A 21,871-nucleotide genomic window follows, 5' to 3' on the forward strand; every position below is an offset into this window, starting at 1 on the left:
GCCTGATAAATTTAATTGAGTTTGCCTTCACCGGACGGATACTCGTTCCAGTGCAGTTTTTCGCGCAAGGTGTTGTAGTAGCTCCAGCCTTCCGGATGCAGGAAGGTGATCGCGTGCGGCGAGCGCTGGATCACGATCTGGTCCTGCGCCTGCAGGCTGGCGAAGGTTTGCATGTCGAAGTTGACGCTGGCGTCGCGTCCGCGCACGATCTCGATCACGATCTCGCTCGACTCGGGCAGCACGATCGGCCGGTTCGACAGCGCGTGCGGCGCGATCGGCACCAGCACGATGCCGCCCAGGCTAGGATGCAGCAGCGGTCCGCCGGCCGACAGCGCGTACGCGGTGGAGCCGGTCGGGGTGGAGATGATCAAGCCGTCGGAGCGCTGGTTGTACATGAAGTGGCCGTCGACGTCGACCCGCAGCTCGGCCATGCCGGCGCCGGCGCCGCGCGCCACCACCACATCGTTGACCGCCAGGCCGACGTGGATGGTGTCGCCGTTGCGGCGCACGCGGCCTTCGAGCAGGGTGCGCCGTTCGGCCTTGTAGCTGCCGGCCAGGATCTTGGCCAGCACCGGCAGCATGCCTTCGAGCGGAATGTCGGTCATGAAGCCGAGGCGGCCCTGGTTGATGCCGATCAGCGGCACATTGAACGGCGCCAGCTGGCGCGCGATACCGAGCATGGTGCCGTCGCCGCCCATGACGATGGCGGCGTCGCAGTGGGCGCCGATGCCGGCCGCGTTCATGACCCGCACGCTGGCCGGCATGAGTTCCAGGTGGGCGGCGGTCTGTTCTTCAAACACCACCGTGTAGCCGCCCTGCTGCAGGAACTCGACCACGCTGCCGACCGACTCGGCGATGCCGTCGGTATTCTGGCGGACAACCAGGGCGATGGTGTGGAAAACGGCGTGCGTGGCGGTCATAAAAATCTCGGCAAAAGGGTGAGGTCGGCGACACGCAGCAGGGTAACCCATAACGCCGGCTTCTGCTATCACCCGCTAGCGCCATCACTGTACATTTAAACAGTGCATTGCGCAAGCGTACGCACTCGTCGCACGCGCTCCTAATGGCCGATGGTCATCAGCCCCATGCCCATCGAGACCAGCACCGCCAGCCCCAGCGCCATCACGTAGGCCAGCATCAGCGCCGACCAGCGCAGGAAGGTGGTGAAGCGGCCGCTGTGATACACGCGCCGCATCGCCCACGGCAGGTAGCCCAGCACCCAGCACCACAGCAGCAGCCGCACGAAGGTGAACGGCACCAGCACCATCACGCCGAACATGAAGAAGGCGAAGGCGTTGGTGTGCAGCGCGAACAGCACATGCTCGCCGAAGCGCCGGCCGGAACCCAGGTACAGCACCTTCAGGAACATCGCGAACACCGGCATCATGCAGAAGATGGCATACGGCGCGTAGTGATAGAAGCCGTCCTTGAACACCTTCATCTGCTGATCGTTGGGCAGGGCCTGGAACGCGTGCCACTGGTGACGCAGCGTGGGCCAGTCGGCCAGCCAGCTGTCCACATCGTCGTTGCTCAGATTGACGTCGCCGTCTTTATTGGTCCATTTCTTGACCGCTTCCGGCGCCGGCGCGGGGGCCTCCTTCGGGGCGGCGCGCTTGACGGCGGCATCCTCGGCGTCGATATCCTTCTTCATCTCCGCGATCGCCGCCTCGGCGGCGGCCTTGCCGCGCGCCTCGTCCGGCGTCAGCGGCTTGCCGGACAGCCGTGCCTGCGCCTTGGCGATCTGGCGCGTCGCGCCGGTCGTCTCGGCGGTGATTTTATCGGCGTCGACGTCGCCGGTGTGCGGATCGAAGCTGCCGGTGAACTTCAGCAGCGCGAAGAACAGGATGCTCAAACTCAGGTACAGCCGCAGCGGCTGCACGAAGCGCACGCGCCGGCCACGGATGTATTCATTGGTCAGCAGGCCGGGACGGAACAGCAGCCGCGTCAGGCTGCCCCACAGCTTGCCCTCCAGCGCCACGTAGTGGCCGATGAACTCGTGCAGGAACTCGCGCGTGCTGGCGTGGTGCAGGATCGCTTCCTGACCGCAGTTGGCGCAGAAATGGCCGCCGATCGGCGCTTCGCAGTTCGGGCAATTCACGGCAGTGCTCATGCAAACATCCTGGTGGCGGAAAGATAGCTAAATAATAAACGACTTCCATCATAGTTGTCAGAATTCAATGTGGCGACTGACACAAAACCAACTGTATAAGATGCAGAGCAACACCAAGGAGAATCGATATGAAACAAGAACACGTCAATACGGACGCCAAGGTCGAGAACGACGGCGTCAAGCGCATGCCGCACGAACGCGACGAATCGCCCGACGCACAGGACAACACACCGCGCAGCATCATGAAGCAGGCCGCCGCCGACGTCGACAGCGGCATGGTCGACACCGACCTGCACAACCAGCCGGGCGTCGAGAAGGTCAAGACCCCGGCGCCGCGCGAAGCGACCGCCAAGCCGCAACCCAACACCAAGCAGGATTGAACCCATGAACCAGACCAGCATCGCCGCCGCCCTGACCCTGATGTGCGCCGCGCTCGCCCCGTTGACGGCGCAGGCGCAGAGCTATCCCACCGGCTTCGGCCCCAACCCGGTGCTGCCCAAGCCGGAACACTCGCTGATCCCGACCGTCAACGTGGCGCCGACCGAGCCGTGGTCGGCGCAGCAACAGCCGCGCGCGCCGGCCGGCTTCGGCGTCACCGCGTACGCGCGCGGCCTCGACCATCCGCGCTGGGTCTACACGCTGCCGAACGGCGACGTGCTGGTGGCGGAAACCAACGCCCCGCCCAAGCCGGATGACGAAAAAGGCATCAAGGGCAAGATCATGAAGTCGCAGATGAAGAAAGCCGGCGCGGTCACGCCGTCGGCCAACCGCATCACGCTGCTGCGCGGGCTGGACGCCAACGGCGCGGCGCAGAGCAAGACCGTGTTCCTGCAGGGCCTGAACTCGCCGTTCGGCATGACGCTGGCCGGCGGCAACCTGTACGTCGCCGCCACCGACGCCGTGCTGCGCTTCCCGTACAAGGACGGCGACACCAGCATCAGCGCGCCCGGCGTCAAGGTGATGGACCTGCCGGCCGGCACCCGCAACCACCACTGGACCAAGAACATCATCGCCAGCCCGGACGGCAAGTTCCTGTACGTGACGGTCGGCTCCAACAGCAACGTCGGCGAGAACGGCATGGAAGCGGAAACCGGCCGTGCCGCGATCTGGCAGCTGGAGATCGCCACCAATAAATCGCGCCTGTACGCGACCGGCCTGCGCAACGCCAACGGCATGGGCTGGGAGCCGAGTACTAAGGCGCTCTGGACCACCGTCAACGAACGCGACGAACTGGGCAACGACCTCGTGCCCGACTACATGACCTCGGTGAAGGAAGGCGGCTTCTACGGCTGGCCGTACAGCTATTACGGTCAGAACGTCGATACCCGCGTCTCGCCGCAGAAACCGGAGCTGGTGGCCAAGGCGATCGCGCCCGACTACGCGCTGGGCGGCCACACCGCCTCGCTGGGCCTGACCTTCTACGAAGGCAAGGCCTTCCCGGCGAGCTACCAGGGCGGCGTGTTCATCGGTCAGCACGGCTCGTGGAACCGCAAGCCGCACAGCGGCTACAAGGTGGTGTTCGTGCCGTTCAGCGGCGGCAAGCCGTCCGGCCCGCCGCAAGACTTCCTCAACGGCTTCCTCGACAAGGACGGCAAGGCGCAGGGCCGGCCGGTCGGCGTCGCGGTCGACGGCCAGGGCGCGCTGCTGGTCGCGGACGACGTGGGCAATATCATCTGGCGCGTCGCGCCTGCGGCGGCCAAGAGCGCCAGCCGATAAATCGTAGTCACATTCAAGGAGATCACCATGAGCATCAAACGTAGCGGATCGGCGGTATGGAGCGGCGGCCTGAAGGACGGCATCGGCAGTGTTTCCACCCAGAGCGGCGCGATGGACAAAGTCCAGTACGGCTTCAAGACGCGTTTCGAGGACGGCCCCGGCACCAATCCGGAGGAACTGATCGGCGCGGCGCACGCGGGCTGCTTCACGATGGCGCTGTCCGGCGTGCTGGCCGAGGCGGGCCTGACCGCCAAGAACCTGGCGACCAAGGCCACCGTCACGCTGGACAAGGTCGACGGCGGCTTCTCGATCTCGGCGGTACACCTGGAGCTGGTGGCGACCATCCCGGGCGCGGACCAGGCCAAGTTCGACGAGGCGGCGCAGAAGGCGAAGCTGAATTGCCCGGTCTCCAAGCTGCTCAACGCCGAGATCACGCTGGACGCGCGGCTCGAAGCCTGAGCAAGGTTGCGGCAAAACGCATAGAATTCCGGTTTATCTGATTCCAACGAAAGACCACGATGCGTATTTTGCACACCATGCTGCGAGTCGGCGACCTGCCGCGTTCGATCGACTTCTACACCAAGGTGCTCGGCATGAAACTGCTGCGCACCAGCGACAATCCGGAGTACCAGTACACGCTGGCCTTCCTCGGCTATGGTTCGAACCCGGACCATGCCGAGCTGGAGCTGACCTACAACTACGGCCAGACCAGCTACGATCTCGGCACCGCCTACGGTCACATCGCGATTTCGGCCGACGACATCTACTCGGCCTGCGTCGCGGTCAAGGCCAACGGCGGCGCCGTGACCCGCGAGCCGGGCCCGGTCAAGGGCGGCTCGACGGTGATCGCCTTCGTCACCGACCCGGACGGCTACAAGATCGAACTGATCGAACGCAGCTTCGACGGCCAGGGCGCCGGTCTGTAACCATCAGGCGGGCACACCGGGCTTGAGCAAGTCGGCGATGCCGATGCGTTCAGCGAACTCCACCCGCACCCGCTCCGCCACCTCGGTCACCGCCGTGGCGCCGTCATCGATGAAATCGGTGATCGAGCGGAACGGCCGCGTGCCGTGCGGCAGGCCGACGATGCGGGCGATGTCGGCCGCCACCGCCGCCGGATCGGCCTCCGGCGGCATCAGCTCGGTCAAGCGCGCGCCGACCTGGTCCATCAGGCCGTCGTAGCGGGCATAGGCCCCGCCGGTCGCCGCGTCGGCCGGCTTGCCGGCGTTGGCGAAGTGGTCGGTGCCCGCAGTGAACGCGCCCGGCACCACGATCGAGGTTTCGATATTGAAGCGCGCCAGTTCAAACGCCAGCGTCACCGCCATCGAATCCAGCGCCGCCTTGGCCGCCGCGTACGGCCCGAGGAACGGCGGGAAGCCGCCGCGCGCGGTGGTGCTGCTGACCCACAACACCAGTCCCTTTTCCTGCCCGCGCATCAGCGGCAGCACCGCCTTGTTGACGCGCTGGGCGCCGAGGAAGTTGGTGTCGAACACGCGCGCGATCTCCTCCGGCGTGAAGGCTTCGGTCGGACCGATCACCAGATGGCCGGCGTTGTGCACCACCGCGTCCAGCCGGCCACGCTCGGCGACGATGGTGGCGACCGCCGCGTCGGCCGAGGCCTGCGACAACACGTCGAGTTCGACGGCGCGCACGTCGGCGCCGTTGGCGAAGGCCCAGTCGCGCAGCTCGCGCACCTTGGCGGCGTTGCGGCCGCCGATGTCGCGCATCGAGGCGTAGACGGCGTGGCCGGCCAGCGCCAGCGCCTTGACCGACAGATGACCGATGCCGGTGCCGGCGCCGGTGACGAGGACAATGGATTTGCTCATGCTGTTCTCCCGGTCCGCGCGATTACACCAGGCCGCCGTTGGCGCGCAAGGTCTGGCCGTTGATCCAGCCGCCGTCGGCGCCGGCCAGCATCGATACCGCCGCCGCGATGTCCTCCGGCTGGCCCAGGCGCTCCAGCGGCGGCATCTTCGACATGCGCTCGATCATTTCCGGCGTCTTCCCGTCGAGGAACAGCGCGGTCGCGGTCGGACCGGGCGCCACCGCGTTGACGGTGATGTGCTTGCCGCGCAGCTCCTTGGCCAGGATGTTGGTCATCACCTCGATCGCGCCCTTGGTGGCGGCGTACACCGCATAGCCCGGCAGCGCCAGCCCGATCACGCTGGTCGAGAAGTTGATGATGCGGCCGCCGTGCTGCAGCTTGGCCGCGGCTTCGCGCATGGTGTTGAAGCTGCCCTTGACATTGACCGAGAACAGCCGGTCGAAGGTCTGGTCGTCGGTGTCGGCCAGGTGCGGCAGCGCCGGCGGCATGATGCCGGCATTGTTGACCAGCACGTCGACCCGGCCCAGCCTGGCGATGGCCTGCTCGAACAGCGCGCGCACGGCGGCCGGATCGGCGACGTCGGCCTGGATGGCGACGGCGGTGCCGCCGTCGGCGCCGATGGCGGCCACGATCTTGTCGGCCTCGGCGACGTTGCCAGCATAGTTGACTACCACGGCAAAGCCGTCCTTGGCCAGGCGTTGGGCGATGGCGGCGCCGATGCCGCGCGACGCGCCAGTGACGATAGCAACTTGTTTCATGGTGTGGCTCCTTCAAAGTGGATTAGGGTGAGAGAAGTATCACCCTGCGCGCACAATGAATAAAGCCACTGAAATTGCTTAGACTATGCAATTTCAACCAACAATCAAAAAAAACGCCGGCTTTGTGGGCCGGCGTGAAAAAAAACGTGAGTTGGTAGGTAAAACAGGTAAGACAGGTACTGCGGGTACAGCGGGAAAAACGGGGAAAACTTAGTGGACCAGCAGCGCGTTGATCGGCGCCAGGTCTTCTTCCTTCAGCGTGCCGGCGGCCGATTTCAGGCGCAGGCCGTTCATGATGGTGTCGTAGCGGGCTTTCGACAGGTCTTTCTGGGTCGAATACAGCAGTTTCTGGGCATTCAGCACGTCGATGTTGATCCGCACGCCGACCTGGTAGCCCAGCTTGTTCGAATCCAGCGATGATTTGCTCGATACTTCGGCCGCTTCCAGCGCCTTGACCTGCGCCAGGCCGCTGTTCATGCCGAGGTAGGCCTGGCGGGCGTTCTGCGACGCGGCGCGCTTGATCGCCTCCAGGTCGTTGCGGGCCTTGTCTTCCAGCGCGATGCTCTCGCGCACCTTGCTGGTGACGGCGAAGCCGTTGAAGATCGGCACATTCAAGGTCAGGCCGATGCCTTTGTTGTTGGTGGTGCCGACGCCGGCCGTGGCGCCGCTGATTTCAACGCGCTGGGCGACCGCCGTCAGGTTGGCGGTCGGCAGGTGGTTGGCGCGGTTGCGCGAGATTTCACGCTTGGCGATTTCCAGCGACAGCTCGGCCGAGATCACCGAATAGTTCTGGCCTTCGGCCGAAGCGACCCACGAATCGACCACCGCCGGTTCCGGCGGATTGATGGTGACGCCGGTGCGCAGCGGCGCCAGTTCGCCCGGCGCCTTGCCGACGATCACCTGCAGCGCGGTGCGCTTGTTGTCCAGATCGTTGATCGCGGCGAATTCCTGCGCCACCACCAGATCGTAGGCCGCTTGCGCTTCATGCGTATCGGTGATGGTCTGGGTGCCGACTTCGAAGTTGCGCTTGGCCGACGCCAGCTGCTCGGTGGTCGCCACTTTCTGCGCCTGGGTCGAGGTCAGGTTGTCCTGCGCCGTCAGCACGTCGAAGTAGGCTTGCGAGACGCGGGTGATCAGGTCCAGCCGGGCTTGCGAAAAGGTCGCCTCGGCGATCGCCTGCGACAGCTTGCTCTGCTGGTAGGTCTGCCACAGGCTCAGGTTGAACACCGGCTGGCTCAGCGACACGGTATAGGTCTTGTTGCGATTGTCCTGGTTGGAGCGGGTCGGGATCGTCAGCTCGCCGTTGACCACGTCCAGCACGCCTTCGTTGACCGGAATGAACTCGCCGTTGTTGCGGGTGTACGAACCGCTGGCGCTGATGGTGGGCAGCAGACCCGCGCGGCCCTGGGTGATCCGCTCGCGACCGGCTTCCAGGGACGAACGAGCGCTGGCATACGTGGCGTCGTTGGCCAGTGCCTGCTGGTACACCTGGATCAGGTCGGCCGCCTGTGCGTTGAGCGTCAAAAAGGCGCTGGTGATCAGCACGGCGATAAGGGGTCTCTGCATTGCATTCTCCGTTGGAGTCATCAAAAAAAGTTGATCAAATCAAAAACACTTGCTACCTTCGCGCCGCGCCGGGCCGCTTAATACCTGGCCATCGTGCCGTCGACTTGCAGCGCCCAGGCGTGGATGCCACCCGTCAGGTTGACCATCTTGCCGAAGCCGTTACGCTCCAGGAAGGCGGCCACCTGCATACTGCGCGCGCCGTGGTGACAGATGCAGACGATCTCCGCATCCTCATCCAGGTCGTCGATGCGCGCCGGTATGGTATTCATCGGGATCTGGACCGAGCCGTCGATACGGCAGGTCTCGAACTCCCAGTTTTCACGCACGTCCAGCAACACCGGGCTGGGCCGTGTATCGTCCGCCAGCCAGGCGGCCAGTTCCAGGGCAGTCATCTGCTGCATGACCGCTGCCTCAGAACGTGAAGGTCGACGGCGTGGTCGCCGACGACAGCGGCTTCACATCGGTTTCGAACAGCGTGCGCGTGTCGTAGCCGGCTTCGCCGGTACGGGTGATCAGCTGCGCCTTCATCGCCGGGGCCTGGCCGATGATGGCGGCCAGGCGGCCACCCACCTTCAACTGCTGCAACAGCGCTTCCGGCAGCACCGGCAGCGAGCCGGTCACCACGATCACATCGAACGGCGCACCGTTGGCCCAGCCCTGGGCGCCATTGCCCAGTTCCACGCTGACGTTGGTGACGCCGTTGTCGGCCAAATTCTTTTCCGCCAGCGCCTTCAGCTCCGGCGACACTTCCACCGTCGTCACGTGACGACCCTTATGCGCCAGCAGCGCGGCCATGTAACCGGAGCCGGTGCCGATTTCCAGCACGCTCTCATGCTTCTTCAGATTGACGTCCTGCAGCAGGCGCGCTTCGATCTTCGGATTCAGCATGGACTGGCCGCCCGGCAGCGGGATTTCCGCATCGACGAAGGCCAGCGCCTTGTGCGCGGCGGGCACGTAATTCTCGCGTTTCACTACCAGCAGCAACTCCAGTACCTCGGCGTCCAGGACGTCCCAAGGGCGGATTTGCTGTTCGATCATGTTGAAGCGGGCTTGTTCGATATTCATCTTAAGACTCTTGTCGGGATTAAATAATCCGTCATTTTATCGTTGAACTGGCATGGAGGCACATATTAACGATTAGACGGCTGCTTGGAGGGAAATTGCGACAGTCTGCAGATTTTGGGGGGTGAACCTGCAAAAAACGCAAGCTGGATGGGAAATCTCGGGGCTGGGCGGCTCACGGGGTATCGGCTTTGAGGCCGCGCAGCGTGGTCTCGAGGAAGGTGGCCATGAACGGACCCGGCTCGACCGGCGGCATGTCGCAGGTCGGGATATACGAGTGGGTCCACATCAGCAGCATCATGACGGGCGCGATCAGCACCTGGGTCATCACCACCGGATCGACCGGTCGGAAATCGCCGCGCGCGACGCCGCGCTCCAGCGCCCGGGTGAACAGGTTGCTGCCGCGCGCGACCACCTCTTCGTTGTAAAACTCGGCCAGTTCGGGGAAGTTATTGCCTTCGGCGAGCATCAGCTTGGCGATGCCGCCCAGCGGCGTGGAGCAGATCTCGTTCCACCACTTCATCAACAGCGCGCCCAGCAGTTCGCCGCTGGGGCCGTCGAAGGCGGCGGCGTCCTGTTCGGCCTCGCCGATGGTGGCGACGATGTTTTCGCGCACCACCGCCTTGAACAGCTCTTCCTTATTGGCGAAATACAGGTACAGCGTGCCCTTGGACACGCCGGCGCGCTTGGCGACGTCCTCCAGGCGGGTGGCGGCGTAACCGCGTTCGACGAATTGCTCCAGCGCCGCCGCCAGCAATTCCTGCGGCCGCGCGTCCTTGCGCCGCTCCCAGCGTGGCTTGGTGTCTTGGGTGGCTTGCATGGGTGTATGTGTGAGAGTAACTTACTTATGAGTCATTAATATAGTCGCAAGACCCGGGAGCGTCAAGCTTCCGCCGCCCATCAGATCAGGTAGCCCGGGTGTTTTTCGCGGATCGCCTCGATCTGCGTCAGCGTGCCCGTCAGGTGACTGCGGACATTGGCCATCGCCTGCGCGCTGTCGCCGACCTCGATGGCCGCCACGATGCCGCGGTGGTCGGCCACGACCCGGGCCGCCTTGCCTTCGATCGGGACATGCAAACGGCGCAGGCGGTCCAGGTTGCCGCTTTGCTGGCGCACCCAATGCCAGAGTTGCTCGACGTTGGCGGAAGCGAACATCTGGCGATGGAAGGCCATGTCCACCTTGACGAAGGTATCGAAATCGCCGAGCGACAGCGCCAGCTGCTGCTGCGAGATCAGATTCCCGAGCGTGCCGATCAGCTGCGGCGTGACCTGCTGCGCCAACTGATCGGCGATTTCCACCTCCAGCGCGAGGCGCAGGAATTGGGCCTGCATCGCCGATTGCACGTCGATCGCCCGCACCACCGTCGCCTGCTGCGGGTAGATGTCCACCAGGCCTTCCTCGCTGAGTTTGGTCAACGCATCGCGCACCGGCGTCGACGACAGGCCGTAATACGCCGACAAGTCATTGCGCTGCAGCGATGCCAGCGGCTTCAACGCCAGCGTGGTGATCAGCTCGCGCAAATGGTCGAACACCTGGGTCGCCGCATTGCGGCTGCGGTCGAGGCGAAACGGCAGCTGAAATGGGTCGGTCGACATCGGCAGGGCGCTGGGAGCGGGCATCAGGCGCCGGGCGCGACGCGCGCCGGAACGATGGCGTCTTCGGACATCAGCACGCCGGGGTAACGTTCGCGCAGCGCGCGCAGCTTGGACAGGGTGCCGGACAGATGCCGGCGCACCACCGACTCGGCGGAGTAGGCATTGCGGTTGGCGATCGCGTCGACCAGATCGGCATGCTCCTGCAACACCGCGTCGGCCTTGCCGTTCAACGGCACGTGCAGCCGCCGCAGCCGGTCCATATTGCCGCTTTTCGAGCGCATCAGGACCCATAGCCCCTCCATGTTCGCCGCCACGAACAGGCGATGGTGGAATTCCAGGTCGGCGTGCACGAAGGCGTCGAAGTCCTGCGCCGCCAGGCAGGCGCGTTGCCGGGCGATCAGCGTCTGCAACTGTTGCGGCAGATCCTGGGGATACTCGCCCGACAGCTTGCGCGCGATCTCGAGCTCGAGCGACAGGCGCAGGAAATGCGCATGCTTGGCCGCGTCCAGGTCGATGTCGCTGACCCGGGTACCGTGCTGGGGAAATATATCGACCAGCCCTTCTTCGGCCAGACGCAAGGTGGCGTCGCGGATGGGGGTGGCGGAAACGCCGTAGTAGCGCGACAGGTCCGAGCGCGACAGCACGGCGCCCGGCTTCAGCGACATTTTCAGGATTTGCTCGCGCAGGTGCGCATAGACTTGGTTGGCGGCGTTTTGCGACTTGTCGAGCTCAAATTGTAAAGACGACTGTTCCGATTCCATCCGTATCTGCCTTGAAGACGCCGCTCAATATTGCACTAATATTTTACCTCATCGATCAGTGTACTTCAAAAAAAACCGGCGACGCGGTCGGGCGCCGCCAGTCAATCCCGGGCCCCACTGGAGCAGGCATCCCGGGCGTCACGCTTAAAACTTCATGCGCAGCCCCACCGAGTAGGTGCGGCCGCCGCTGTTGATCGCCTCGGTCGCGTTGCTGTACTGGTTGAAATAACGCAGACGGGCATTGTTGGCGTTGGCGATGTTGAAGGTCAGCGTCGGCAGCCCGTCACGGTCCAGCACGCGCTCCAGGTCGACGCTGGAGGAAAAATCGAGCTGCTTGAACGATTCGCGGAAGATCGCCGCCTGGGTCACGCCATTCTGGTTGGCCCCGGTGACCTGGAAGCCGTCGGAATAAGTGTGCGACAGCCGCGCCATGTAGCCGTCGCGTTCGTAGTACAGCGTCAAGTTGTTCGATTTCTTCGGCACGCCCAGCGCGACGAAGGCGCCGGCCGCTTCGCCGCTGGCCTGCTGGTTGACGTAGGTGAAGTTCTCGTTGAAACCGAATCCCTTGAGCGGCAACCAGTTGTCGAGCGGCTGCACCCAGCCCAGTTCGACACCTTTGACGTCGAGGTAGCCGGCGGCGTTGCGGGTCCGGGTCATCACCACGGTGGCGGCGCCGGGACCGCCGCGCGCGTCCAGGGCGACCTTCTGGATCGGCGTCAGGCTGTTGTAGGTCACGCCGTAGGCGGCCAGCTCGCCGAACGGCAGGGTGACGTTTTCGGCCACGGTCAAGCCCTTGATCCGCTTGCCGAACACGGTCGCGGACAGATAGCCTTCGCGCCCGGTGTACCACTCGACGCCGACGTCCAGGTTGTTCGAGGTAAACGGGTCCAGGTCGGGGTTGCCGATCGAGCCGATATCCGCCGAGGTCGAGGTAAACGTGATGCCCGGCCGCAGCAGCGTCGGATCGGCCCGCGTCATCGACTTCGAGGCCGCGGCCCGCAACACGATATCCTTGCGCAGGTTGTACGCGACACTCGCCGAGGGCAGCACATTGCTGTAGCTGCGGTCGCGATAGACCCAGCTCGCCACGTCCGGATAGCGGCCGCCGTTGAGTATCGCGCTGGTGTTGCGCGGGTCCGGCTGCGCCGAGTAGGCGCCGACGCTCTGCCGGGTGCGCGCATAGCGCACCCCGGCGTCGTAGCGCAGGCTGGCGCCGGCCAGGTCGAGATCGCCGCTGGCGTCGATGAAGGCGCCGGCGATCCCCTCCTGGATGTACGCGGCCGGCGTGGTCAGCGCGGTGGCCGCCGTTTCCACCGTCGCGTCGTGGAATTGTTGGTAGTTGCTCGCGGTCGCGAAGCGCGACCAGTCCATCGTCACATAACCGTCGGGACCGGGCATCAGGTATCCCGGCAAGGCGGCGGCGGGCACCAGCGAGCCGTTGAACCTCGGCACCCCGGTCTGGCCGGCGGTGTAGGCGCTGCCGTAACCCGGGAACAGCGCGGCGGCGCTGGCGCCCGGGGTGTTGGCGCCGGCGCAGCTGGCCATGGTATTGGGCGCCGGCAGCACCAGCGAAGGATTGTTGCCGCAGGTGGCGGCTTGATAGCCGATCGAATTATCGTAGTTGCGGATGCGACGCATCCAATCGTCATACGACACGCCGAGCTTGATGGTGAAAGCCTTGTCGCCATAGCTCACGTCGCTGCGGGCGCCCTTGGTGCGGGAGACGCGCCGTTCATCCTGGATCTGCACCCGGGTCACGCCATCGACCCAGCCGAAGCTGTTGGGATCATTCAGGTTGGCCGCGCTCTGGATCGCCGGCGTGCCGCTGGTGTTGCTGTAATGGACCAGCCCGGGCTGGGTCGCCAGAATGATGGTCGGCATCTCGCGATGGAACAGGCTCTGGCCGTAGTTCGCTTGCGCGTTCAACTTCAGCTTGTCGCTGAGCTTCCACTCCATGCCCGGATTGAGGTTGTAGGTATATCCGTCCTCGCGGAACAGGCGGTACTCCAGGAAATTGTAGGCGTTCGCGTAGTCGGCCGAGGTGACCACGCACCCCCTGGCACAGTCGGAGCGATCGACCTGGTAATTGGTGGGGATGATGCCGCTGCTGCGCGCCACGAAGTTCATGTCGGTCCGTTCGTACTGCGCATTGTTGGACGAATACAGCGTGTCGAGATAAAAATGCAGATCCGTCGTAGGCCGGTACTCGGCGCTGATGATGCCGGTGGTGCGCTCGTTATTGCCGTGGTCGGTCATCGGCCGGGCCAGGCGGGCGACATAACCGTTGTCGATCGCGTCGATGCCGACCCCGGGATTGTGCGCCAGCAGGAAGGCTTGATCGATCGGCGTGCCGGCCACCAGCCCACCGCCCGCGTTGGCCGGCACCAGCGCCGGAATGGTCCAGTTGCCGCCGCCGGTGCTGTTGCGGCCGGGCGACGAGCTTTGCGCGGCGGTCAGATTCGGATTGGTCCAGCCCACGGCTTCCCACGACTTGCTGTAACGCTGGGTGTTGGCGTACGACACACCCATCAGGACGCCGAAGCTGTCGCCCCAGGTCTTGCTGGCCACGATCGATCCCTTCGGATAGCCCCGGCCCGCCTCCTGCGAATACGCGCCGTCCAGGCTCACGGCGACATACTGGCCCTGCTTGTCGAACGGACGCGCGCTGCGCAGGTCCACGGTACCGGCCGCGCCGCCTTCGGATTGCGAGGCGTTCGGGCTCTTGCTGACGGTCAGCTTGGTGAACAGGTCGGTGGGGAGGATATTCAGGTCGAGGTCGCGTCCGCCGCCGGTCGCCACGCCGACCGACGACCACGACGAGCTGACCGGCGAAAACGGCGCCCCGTTCAGCGTCACCTTGGTGAACGACGGCCCCAAGCCGCGAATCTGCACGGTGGTCCCTTCGCCGGCGATGTTGCGGCCGATCTGTACGCCGGGGATGCGGTTCAACGATTCGGCGATATTACTGTCCGGGAATTTGCCTATATCTTCCGCAAACACCGCGTCCTGGAAACCGGTCGCGCGCTGCTTCTCGCGCGCCGAGGTTTGCAGCGCGGCGCGATAGCCGCTGACCACGATCGACACCACCGGTTCGGCGGCGTCCGGCGTCGCGGCGGCCACCGGCTCCTGCTGCGCGTAGGCCTGGCCGATCAGGCCGGCCAGCAGCGACAGGCCAAGCATCGGCCGCTGCACGCGGTGCGCGGTGGATTTTTTCGAGTGATACATGTTGTCTCCCTTTTTTTGGCATAGCCAGAGGTATTGAATGTCCGCTGCGGCCGGTCATCTGAGTGATCCTGACCGCTTCGGTTCGCGTTGTGAGCACCGACGTCCAGATACTACCGGACTCTCCGGTCGTAATGTTTTAGTGCGTCGCGAATTGACCACATAGTTGCAATGATTATTTCAATTATCCGTATATCAAAATGGCATAGATGCGTTTTCAGCACCTGAACATGGCGCGAACAGCGCTGCATCACCAGCAGTTTTTTTATTTAAATTCATATACTTATAATAAATCAAAGGGAGATCGGCAGGTCGTGCCGCGATATTTTGAATTTGCATAGTCTGGCGAGAACGTAATATATTAGTACCCATCCGTCGTCCAACATGGTCAATCAATGAACAGCCCAGTCTCCAAAACGCCCCTCATCACCGCCATGCGGGTGATCCCCGTCGCCGGCAAGGACAGCATGCTGCTGAACCTGTGCGGCGCCCATGGCCCCTACTTCATCCGCAATCTGGTCTTGCTCACCACCAACGATGGCAGCGTCGGCGTCGGCGAAGTGCCGGGCGGCGACGGCATCTTGCAAGCCCTGCAGGCATCGGAGCCACTCGTCGTCGGCACCGAAGTCGGACGATTCCAGCGCACGCTCAACCAGATTCGCACCCGCCATGGCGCGCGCGACGGCGACACGCGGCACCAGGTCAGCTCGGCGGCGGAAGCGGCGTTGCTGCGCCAGCCCCACGAGATCAACCTGCGCCTCGACAACGTCATCACCGCGATCGAAGCGGCGCTGCTGGATCTGCTCGGGCAGCACCTTGGCGTCCCGGTGTGCGAACTGCTGGGCAGCGGCAAGCATCGCGACAGCGTACCGATGCTCGCCTACCTGTTCTATATCGGCGACAGCAAGCGCACCGCGTTGTCCTACGCGGCCGGCGCCGGCGGCGACGACTGGTACGGCATGCGCCACCGCGAAGCGCTGACCCCGGGCGCGATCGCGGAGCTGGCCGATGCTGCGGCCGACCGCTACGGTTTCCGCGATTTCAAACTCAAGGGCGGCGTCATGTCGCCGGAGCACGAAATGCAGGCGCTGGCGGCGATCAAACAGCGCCGTCCGGCGGCCCATGTGACGGTCGACCCGAACGGCGCCTGGTCGCTGCAGGACGCGGTGGCGGTATGTCGCGAACACCGCCACCTGCTCGCCTATGCCGAAGATCCGTGCGGACCGGAGCAAGGCTACTCCGGACGGGAAATCATGGCCGAATTCCGCCGCGCCACCGGAGTGCGCACCGCCACCAATATGGTCGCCACCGACTGGCGCCAGATGGGCCACGCGCATCACCTGGGCGCGATCGACATCCCGCTCGCCGATCCGCATTTCTGGACCATGCAGGGCTCGGTGCGGCTGGCCCAGTTGTGCGACGAATGGGGCTTGACCTGGGGCTCGCATTCCAACAACCACTTCGATATCTCGTTGGCGATGTTCACCCACGCCGCCGCCGCCGCTCCCGGCGCCATCACGGCGATCGACACCCACTGGATCTGGCAGGAGGGGACCGAACGCCTGACGCGCGAGCCGTTGCAGATCGTCGACGGCGCGGTGGCGGTGCCGGACAGGCCGGGACTGGGCATCGAACCCGACATGGACCGGATCGAGCGCGCCCATGAGCTGTACCGGCAAGTCGGCCAGGGCGCGCGCGACGACGCGGTGGCGATGCGCTTCCTGGTTCCCGGCTGGCGCTATGATCCCAAGCGCCCCAGCCTCGCCCGCTGAACCGAGACCACCGACCCATCGCCATGAAAAAACTCAAACCCCTGATCCAGACCACCCTGGCCGCAGCGCTGCTGGCCGCCTGCGGCGCTTCCCTCGCGGCGCCGCTGCCGCTGCTAGCGCGCGACGGCGCGCCCTCCGTGCTGGCCGAACAGCAGGAGACGATCCAGATCGCCGCCGCGCTGTTACGCCGCGACCTCGCCGCCGTGACCGGCCTCCCTTCCAGCGCCGTCGACAAGGTCGACGACTGCGCCCAGGTCTGCTTCGTCCTCGGCCGGCATGATTCCGCGCTGATGGCCGGCATCGCCAAAGCAGCGGGCGTGGACCTGGCCTGGCTCCAGGACCAATGGGAGCGCTACGAACGGGTCGGCGTCGCGCTGCCCGGCAAAGCCGGCAAAACACTGGTGCTGATCGCCGGCTCGGATGCGCGCGGCACCGCCTACGGCGCGATCGATGTCACGCGCGAGATCGGCGTCTCGGCCTGGGAGTGGTGGGCCGATGCCCCACCGCCGATCCAGCCCGGCGTCGCCATCGACGGCGCGCGCATCCGCTCGGCCGCACCCACGGTGCAGTACCGTGGCATCTTTCTCAACGATGAGGATTGGGGACTGCAACCGTGGGCCGCGCGGCATGATCCGAGCGGCGACATCGGCCCCGCGACCTATGCGCGCATCTTCGAGTTGATGCTGCGCCTGAAAGCCAATCTGATCTGGCCGGCGATGCACGACTCCACCACGCCGTTCTACCAGATGGCCGGCAACGCCGCCGTCGCCCGACAGTACGGGATCGTGGTCGGGACCTCGCACGCCGAACCGATGATGCGCAACAACGTGCGCGAATGGGACCACCAGCGGCGCGGCGACTTCAATTTCTTCACCAATCGCGCCGCCCTGGTCGACTACTGGGCCGAACGGGTCGAACAAGTGAAGCAGTACGAGAACCTGTACTCGGTCGGCATCCGCGGCGTGCATGACAGCGCGATGGAGGGCGCCGGCTCGATCGCCGAGGCGCGCGACGCGGTGCAGGAGGTCATCGACACCGAGCGCCGCCTGCTGTCCAAGGCGCTGGGCAAACCGGCCGAGCGGATACCTCAGGCGCTGACGCTGTACAAGGAAGTGCTGGATATTTACCAGGCCGGCCTGAAGGTGCCGGACGATATCACCTTGGTGTGGCCGGATGATAACTACGGCTACCTGCACCAACTCAGCACGCCGGCGGAAGCGCGCCGCGGCGGCGGCACAGGTCTGTACTACCACCTCTCCTATTGGGGCCGGCCGCACGATTACCTATGGTTGGGCACCACCCATCCGGAGCTGGTGCGCGACCAGCTGCAACGTGCGGTGGCGACCGGAACGCGCAAGGTCTGGGTGGTCAACGTCGGCGACATCAAGCCGATCGAATACCTGACCCAATACTTCCTCGACGCCGCGTTCGACGCGACCCAGCTGCGGCGGCCGGCGCAGGACCATCTGGCGCATTGGCTGGCGACGCAATTCGGCGCCGCGCATGCGGCGCCGATCGCGGAGGTGATGCGCGATTACTACGACCTGGCATGGGAGCGCCGTCCTGAGTTCATGGGCTTCAGCCAGGTGGAACCGATCACGCCGGTGCGCCAGAGCGCCTATCTCGCCGGCGGCGGCGAAGAGGCGGAACGCCGCCTGCGGCGTTACGAGGCGCTGGCGCGGCGCGCGCGCGACCTGGGCGCCGCGCTGCCGTCGCATCTGCGGGAGGCTTACTTCCAGCTGGTGCTTTATCCGGTGCAATCGAGCGCCAACCTGAACCTCCGCATCCTCAAGCTCGACCTGGCGGCGCAGTATGCGCGCGAAGGCCGTCCGATCGCCTCGCTGTACGCCAGCCAGGCCGCCGAGGCGCAACGGGCGATCGACCGCGACACCGCGCAATACAACGCCATGGGCCGGGGCAAATGGACCGGCATGATGGACGCCGCGCCGCGCCGGCTGCCGGTGTTCGCGGCGCCGCTGATGCCCGGCTACGAGCAGACCGCGCGCACCGCGTCCCCGCTGGTGGATCCGGCGCCGATGTCGCGCCAGGGAGAATCGATCCCCCTCGCGCGCGGCGCGGCGGACCAGCGCGTCGACGAGCAGCAGCACATCGTCGCGCTGCCGGCGGCCAAAGGCATCGCGGCCAAAGGCTGGAGCCTGTTGCCGGGGCTGGGCAGCTACGGCGCCAGCATGCGCGCGGACCTGGATCTGCCGTCGCGCGGGCTGGAACAAGCCGATGCCGCGCCGGTGCTGTCGTATGCCTTCTCGACCGCCACCAGCGGCGCCGCGCAACTCATCTTCGTCGGCCTGCCGGTCCACGCGCTGACCTCCGCCAACAAGGTGCGCATGGCCTACAGCCTCGATGGCGGCGCGCCGCAGCTGCTCGATTTCGCGACGCACGGCCGCAGCGACGAATGGAAGACCAATGTCCTGTCCAACACGGCGGTACGACGTGTCGCTCTGCCGGCGCTGAAGCCCGGCGCCCACGCGCTGCGCGTTTTCGCGCTCGACCCCGGCGTGGTGCTGGACCGGATCGAGATCAAGTTCGACGGCGCGCCGGCCTATTACGGCAAGCCGCTCTGATTCAATGCAGGCGAAGTGGAAAAAGGAGGAGCAGTGGAACCATAGGTTTTAATCCCATCAACGGAGGAGACATCGTGAATAGTTTAAATAATATATATCGAATTGGCTTGAACCGGGCATCGCGACTAAGGCGTGCAAGCCTGCTTGGGACGCTGTTATGTCTGGGTCTGGCCGGCTGCGGGGGGAGCGGACTCTCGTCCGACGCTCCGGTGGCCCAGAGCAAAGCGGCGGCGGTCACCATGGGCGCCACAACGCTGGCGGCCAGCCTGGCCGGCACCTCGAATATTCTGGCGCTGCCAGGCGACGAGGTCATGAAGAAACTTGGCGAAAGCATCCGCAGCGACGCCAGCAACGCCAAGGTGGTCACGTCGACACCGGCCGCGACCAGCGGAACGATTTATTACGTCGACCCGAGCGGCAACGACAGCAACAACGGCACCAGCCAGTCCACGCCGTGGCAGACCATTCAGAAGGTCAACACCATCACCTTCGCCCCAGGCGACATGATCCTGTTCAAAGCCGGCGGATTCTGGGAGCTGAGCGTGGCGCTGCATCCGCTCGGCTCCGGCAGCGCCAGCGCGCCGATCGTCATCGGCGCCTATGGCAGCGGAGCCAAGCCGAGGTTCTCGGCGAAGAATATCGCACTGCCCTGGACCGCCACGGACGGCACCACCCATTACGCCTCCGACGCGCTGTATCTGGAAAACCAGCAATACGTCGAGATCCGCGACCTGGACATCAGCAGCAAGCCGGACGGCTACACCGGCACGGCGGCCGAAAGCGCGAAGCTGTTCGACCGGCGCGGCATACACATCGTCGGCGGCAACAACACCACGCAGACGGTGCTGCAGGGGTTCAAGCTGCACGACCTGTACATCCATGATGTCGCCGGTGAATGGCAGTCGGTCAGCGCGGCCGGATGGGATCCATCCAAGCGCACCGCCGGCATCCTGTTCGAAATCATCGTCAAGGGGGCGAACGGCTTGCCGGTGGTGGCCAATCCGGTCAGCGTGACGGGATATCAACCGACCTGGTTCTCCAACGTCAGCATCGAGAACAACATCCTGCTCAACAACTCCTTCGGCGGCATCATCATCAAGCAGCTGGCGGCATGGGGCGCGCGGCAGGACGCCAGCAGTCCGGATTACGACGTCACCGGCTGGTACCCGAACACCAACATCACCATCCAGAACAACTACCTCGATCACAACGGCAGCGACTGGGCCGCCGACACCATCTACCTCACCTGCAGCAAGGACTCGGTGGTGCGGCACAATGTGTCGAGCGGCGCCGGCACCAGCGGCATTGAGCTGTACTTCACCGACAACATCACCGTCGAATGGAACGAAGTGTATGGCGCCAAGCAAAAGCCGACCGGATCGGACTCGAACGCGATCGATACCGACAAGGCGACCACCAACGCGCTGGTGCAGTACAACTACCTGCACGATAACGGCGACGGGATACTGCTGTGCGGTTTCATCTACGGCAGCTCGGTGTATCGCTACAACGTGATCAAGGACAGCGCGCCCGGCAAACGCTATATGAATATCCACGGCGACAAGGGCAACAACTACATCTACAACAATGTGTTCTACAACTCGGGATCGCAGGCCGCGACCTTCGTCAACTCGTCCGGCGGCAGCGCCTACCTGGCCGACTCGAACAACTTCGAGTACTTCTACAATAATATTTTCTACAGCCCGAACGCGACCTCCACGGTGGCCGACGGCACCAGCGTCACCTACGACAGCAACAGCTATTTCGGTGTCGCCGCCGTCCCCGCCGAAGACATCCATGCCATCGTCGGCGACCCGCAATTCATGAATGTGCTGGCGGTCCTCGGCGGCGCCGGCAACGGCGTCAATCTGAATGGGCTGAAGTTGAAGACCAGCTCTCCGCTGATCGGCGCCGGCAAGGTGATCTCCTCCCATCCGTCCACCAATATCGCGGTCGCGCCGATGACGGATCTGGAAGGAAAAAGCGTGCTGGGCGCCAGCACCGACATCGGCGTCTACGTGGCCCAGCCGGACCTCATCAACATGACGGTCGGCGATACCGCCAACGCCGCCGATTGGTCGATCAGGCGCAATCTGCAAGTCGGCAATACGTTGTATGGCGACCGGACCTTGACCATCACCACCCTGCCGGCGCTGTATCTCGGCGCCGACTGGATCCGCGCCGCCAACGATTCGAAGGCGTACACCGGCGCCACGCTGGTGAGCTTCACCGTGACGCGGAATGCGACGGTGTATGTCGCCTCCGACGACCGCATCGTTACCAAGCCGGGCTGGCTCGCGGCTTGGACCGCCACCACCGACAAGCTGGTCGAAACCGAGGGCAGCGTGGCCCGCAACTACACGATCTACAAGAAGGAATTCGCCGCCAACGCGCTGGTCAGCCTGGGCGCCAGCGGCTCGACCAGCTACAACAACTATGCGGTGATGGTGAAGCCGGTCGTCGCCAACATGGTCGTCGGCGATACCGCCAACGCCGCCAGCTGGTCGGTCCTGAGCAATATCCAGCCCGGAGATACCCTTTACGGGGATCGGACGGTCAGCGTCAATGCGCTCCCGACGGCTTATGCCGGCGCGGACTGGATCCGCACCGCGAATGGGTCCAAGAACTACACCGGCGCCACGCTGCTTGGCTTCACCGTCACCCGCAACAGCACCGTCTATGTCGCGATCGACGACCGGATCACCACCGTCCCTTCGTGGCTCTCCACCTGGACCGCGACCCCGGACAAGTTGATCGACAACGAAGCGGGAACGACACGGCCATTCAGCATTTACCAGAAGTCGTACGCGGCGAACTCCCAGGTGACGCTGGGGAACACCGGATCGACGAGCTATAACAACTATGCGGTTCTGGTCAAATAGCCTGGGCGGGCAAACCGGT

The 21,871-nt window shown here is 64.7% G+C and carries 18 protein-coding genes; 7 read left to right on the forward strand and 11 right to left on the reverse strand.

Annotated features, from left to right (window positions below):
* Positions 1-11: 11 nt before the first annotated feature.
* Together GW587_RS21745 and GW587_RS21750 are read right to left on the reverse strand one after the other, a co-directional pair.
* Positions 12-920, reverse strand: coding sequence for an NAD kinase (locus tag GW587_RS21745; RefSeq protein WP_166106698.1), 909 nt, complete (start codon positions 918-920; stop codon positions 12-14).
* A gap of 140 nt (positions 921-1,060) precedes the next feature.
* Complete coding sequence (locus GW587_RS21750; RefSeq protein ID WP_166106699.1) at positions 1,061-2,110, reverse strand: DUF3667 domain-containing protein; 1,050 nt, start codon at positions 2,108-2,110, stop codon at positions 1,061-1,063.
* A 128-nt stretch (positions 2,111-2,238) separates the two neighbouring features.
* Here GW587_RS21750 and GW587_RS21755 point away from each other — a divergent pair, with 128 nt between their 5' ends.
* Genes GW587_RS21755 through gloA form a run of 4 tightly spaced genes read left to right on the forward strand, consistent with a single transcriptional unit; the run spans position 2,239 to position 4,752 of the window.
* Entirely contained in the window at positions 2,239-2,490 is a 252-nt protein-coding gene (locus GW587_RS21755; RefSeq protein ID WP_166106700.1) for a hypothetical protein, read from the forward strand.
* Positions 2,491-2,494: 4 nt separating this feature from the next.
* Positions 2,495-3,826: a PQQ-dependent sugar dehydrogenase gene (locus GW587_RS21760; protein WP_166106701.1), complete on the forward strand. Its 1,332-nt coding sequence runs from the start codon at positions 2,495-2,497 to the stop codon at positions 3,824-3,826.
* Positions 3,827-3,853: 27 nt separating this feature from the next.
* On the forward strand, positions 3,854-4,285 hold the full coding sequence (locus GW587_RS21765; RefSeq protein WP_166106702.1) for an OsmC family protein: 432 nt from the start codon (positions 3,854-3,856) through the stop codon (positions 4,283-4,285).
* Between the two features lie 59 nt (positions 4,286-4,344).
* Positions 4,345-4,752 carry a lactoylglutathione lyase gene (gene gloA / locus GW587_RS21770; protein ID WP_166106703.1) on the forward strand — a complete coding sequence of 136 codons (408 nt, stop codon included), beginning with the start codon at positions 4,345-4,347 and terminating at the stop codon, positions 4,750-4,752.
* A gap of 3 nt (positions 4,753-4,755) precedes the next feature.
* Here the strand turns inward: gloA and GW587_RS21775 are convergent, their stop codons facing one another.
* The 9 genes from GW587_RS21775 to GW587_RS21815 all read right to left on the reverse strand — a co-directional run bounded on the left by GW587_RS21775 (position 4,756) and on the right by GW587_RS21815 (position 14,619).
* Positions 4,756-5,652 carry an SDR family oxidoreductase gene (locus GW587_RS21775; protein ID WP_166106704.1) on the reverse strand — a complete coding sequence of 299 codons (897 nt, stop codon included), beginning with the start codon at positions 5,650-5,652 and terminating at the stop codon, positions 4,756-4,758.
* A 22-nt stretch (positions 5,653-5,674) separates the two neighbouring features.
* Positions 5,675-6,409, reverse strand: a complete 735-nt coding sequence (locus tag GW587_RS21780) for an SDR family oxidoreductase (RefSeq protein WP_166106705.1) — start codon at positions 6,407-6,409, stop codon at positions 5,675-5,677.
* Positions 6,410-6,619: 210 nt separating this feature from the next.
* Positions 6,620-7,975 (reverse strand): TolC family outer membrane protein, encoded by a 1,356-nt coding sequence (locus GW587_RS21785; RefSeq protein WP_166106706.1) that lies wholly within the window; start codon positions 7,973-7,975, stop codon positions 6,620-6,622.
* 77 nt (positions 7,976-8,052) lie between these two features.
* On the reverse strand, positions 8,053-8,376 hold the full coding sequence (locus GW587_RS21790) for a rhodanese-like domain-containing protein (protein WP_166106707.1): 324 nt from the start codon (positions 8,374-8,376) through the stop codon (positions 8,053-8,055).
* Between the two features lie 10 nt (positions 8,377-8,386).
* Positions 8,387-9,040, reverse strand: coding sequence for a protein-L-isoaspartate O-methyltransferase family protein (locus GW587_RS21795; protein WP_166106708.1), 654 nt, complete (start codon positions 9,038-9,040; stop codon positions 8,387-8,389).
* Between the two features lie 172 nt (positions 9,041-9,212).
* On the reverse strand, positions 9,213-9,857 hold the full coding sequence (locus tag GW587_RS21800) for a TetR/AcrR family transcriptional regulator (protein WP_166106709.1): 645 nt from the start codon (positions 9,855-9,857) through the stop codon (positions 9,213-9,215).
* An 80-nt stretch (positions 9,858-9,937) separates the two neighbouring features.
* Positions 9,938-10,657 (reverse strand): GntR family transcriptional regulator, encoded by a 720-nt coding sequence (locus GW587_RS21805; RefSeq protein ID WP_229259586.1) that lies wholly within the window; start codon positions 10,655-10,657, stop codon positions 9,938-9,940.
* Entirely contained in the window at positions 10,657-11,394 is a 738-nt protein-coding gene (locus GW587_RS21810) for a GntR family transcriptional regulator (protein ID WP_166106710.1), read from the reverse strand. Before GW587_RS21810 ends, GW587_RS21805 begins: the two co-directional genes overlap by 1 nt.
* Positions 11,395-11,538: 144 nt before the next feature.
* Positions 11,539-14,619, reverse strand: coding sequence for a TonB-dependent receptor (locus GW587_RS21815; protein ID WP_166106711.1), 3,081 nt, complete (start codon positions 14,617-14,619; stop codon positions 11,539-11,541).
* 392 nt (positions 14,620-15,011) lie between these two features.
* Between GW587_RS21815 and GW587_RS21820 the strand changes: the two genes are divergently transcribed.
* The 3 genes from GW587_RS21820 (at position 15,012) to GW587_RS21830 (ending at position 21,852) form a co-directional block, all read left to right on the forward strand.
* Positions 15,012-16,388 (forward strand): enolase C-terminal domain-like protein, encoded by a 1,377-nt coding sequence (locus tag GW587_RS21820; protein ID WP_166106712.1) that lies wholly within the window; start codon positions 15,012-15,014, stop codon positions 16,386-16,388.
* 23 nt (positions 16,389-16,411) lie between these two features.
* Positions 16,412-18,970: a glycosyl hydrolase 115 family protein gene (locus tag GW587_RS21825; protein WP_166106713.1), complete on the forward strand. Its 2,559-nt coding sequence runs from the start codon at positions 16,412-16,414 to the stop codon at positions 18,968-18,970.
* Between the two features lie 209 nt (positions 18,971-19,179).
* Positions 19,180-21,852: a right-handed parallel beta-helix repeat-containing protein gene (locus GW587_RS21830; protein ID WP_166106714.1), complete on the forward strand. Its 2,673-nt coding sequence runs from the start codon at positions 19,180-19,182 to the stop codon at positions 21,850-21,852.
* The last annotated feature ends 19 nt before the right edge of the window (positions 21,853-21,871 follow it).

It is taken from the genome of Duganella aceris (assembly GCF_011090165.1).
Taxonomy (GTDB): Bacteria; Pseudomonadota; Gammaproteobacteria; order Burkholderiales; family Burkholderiaceae_D; genus Rugamonas; species Rugamonas aceris.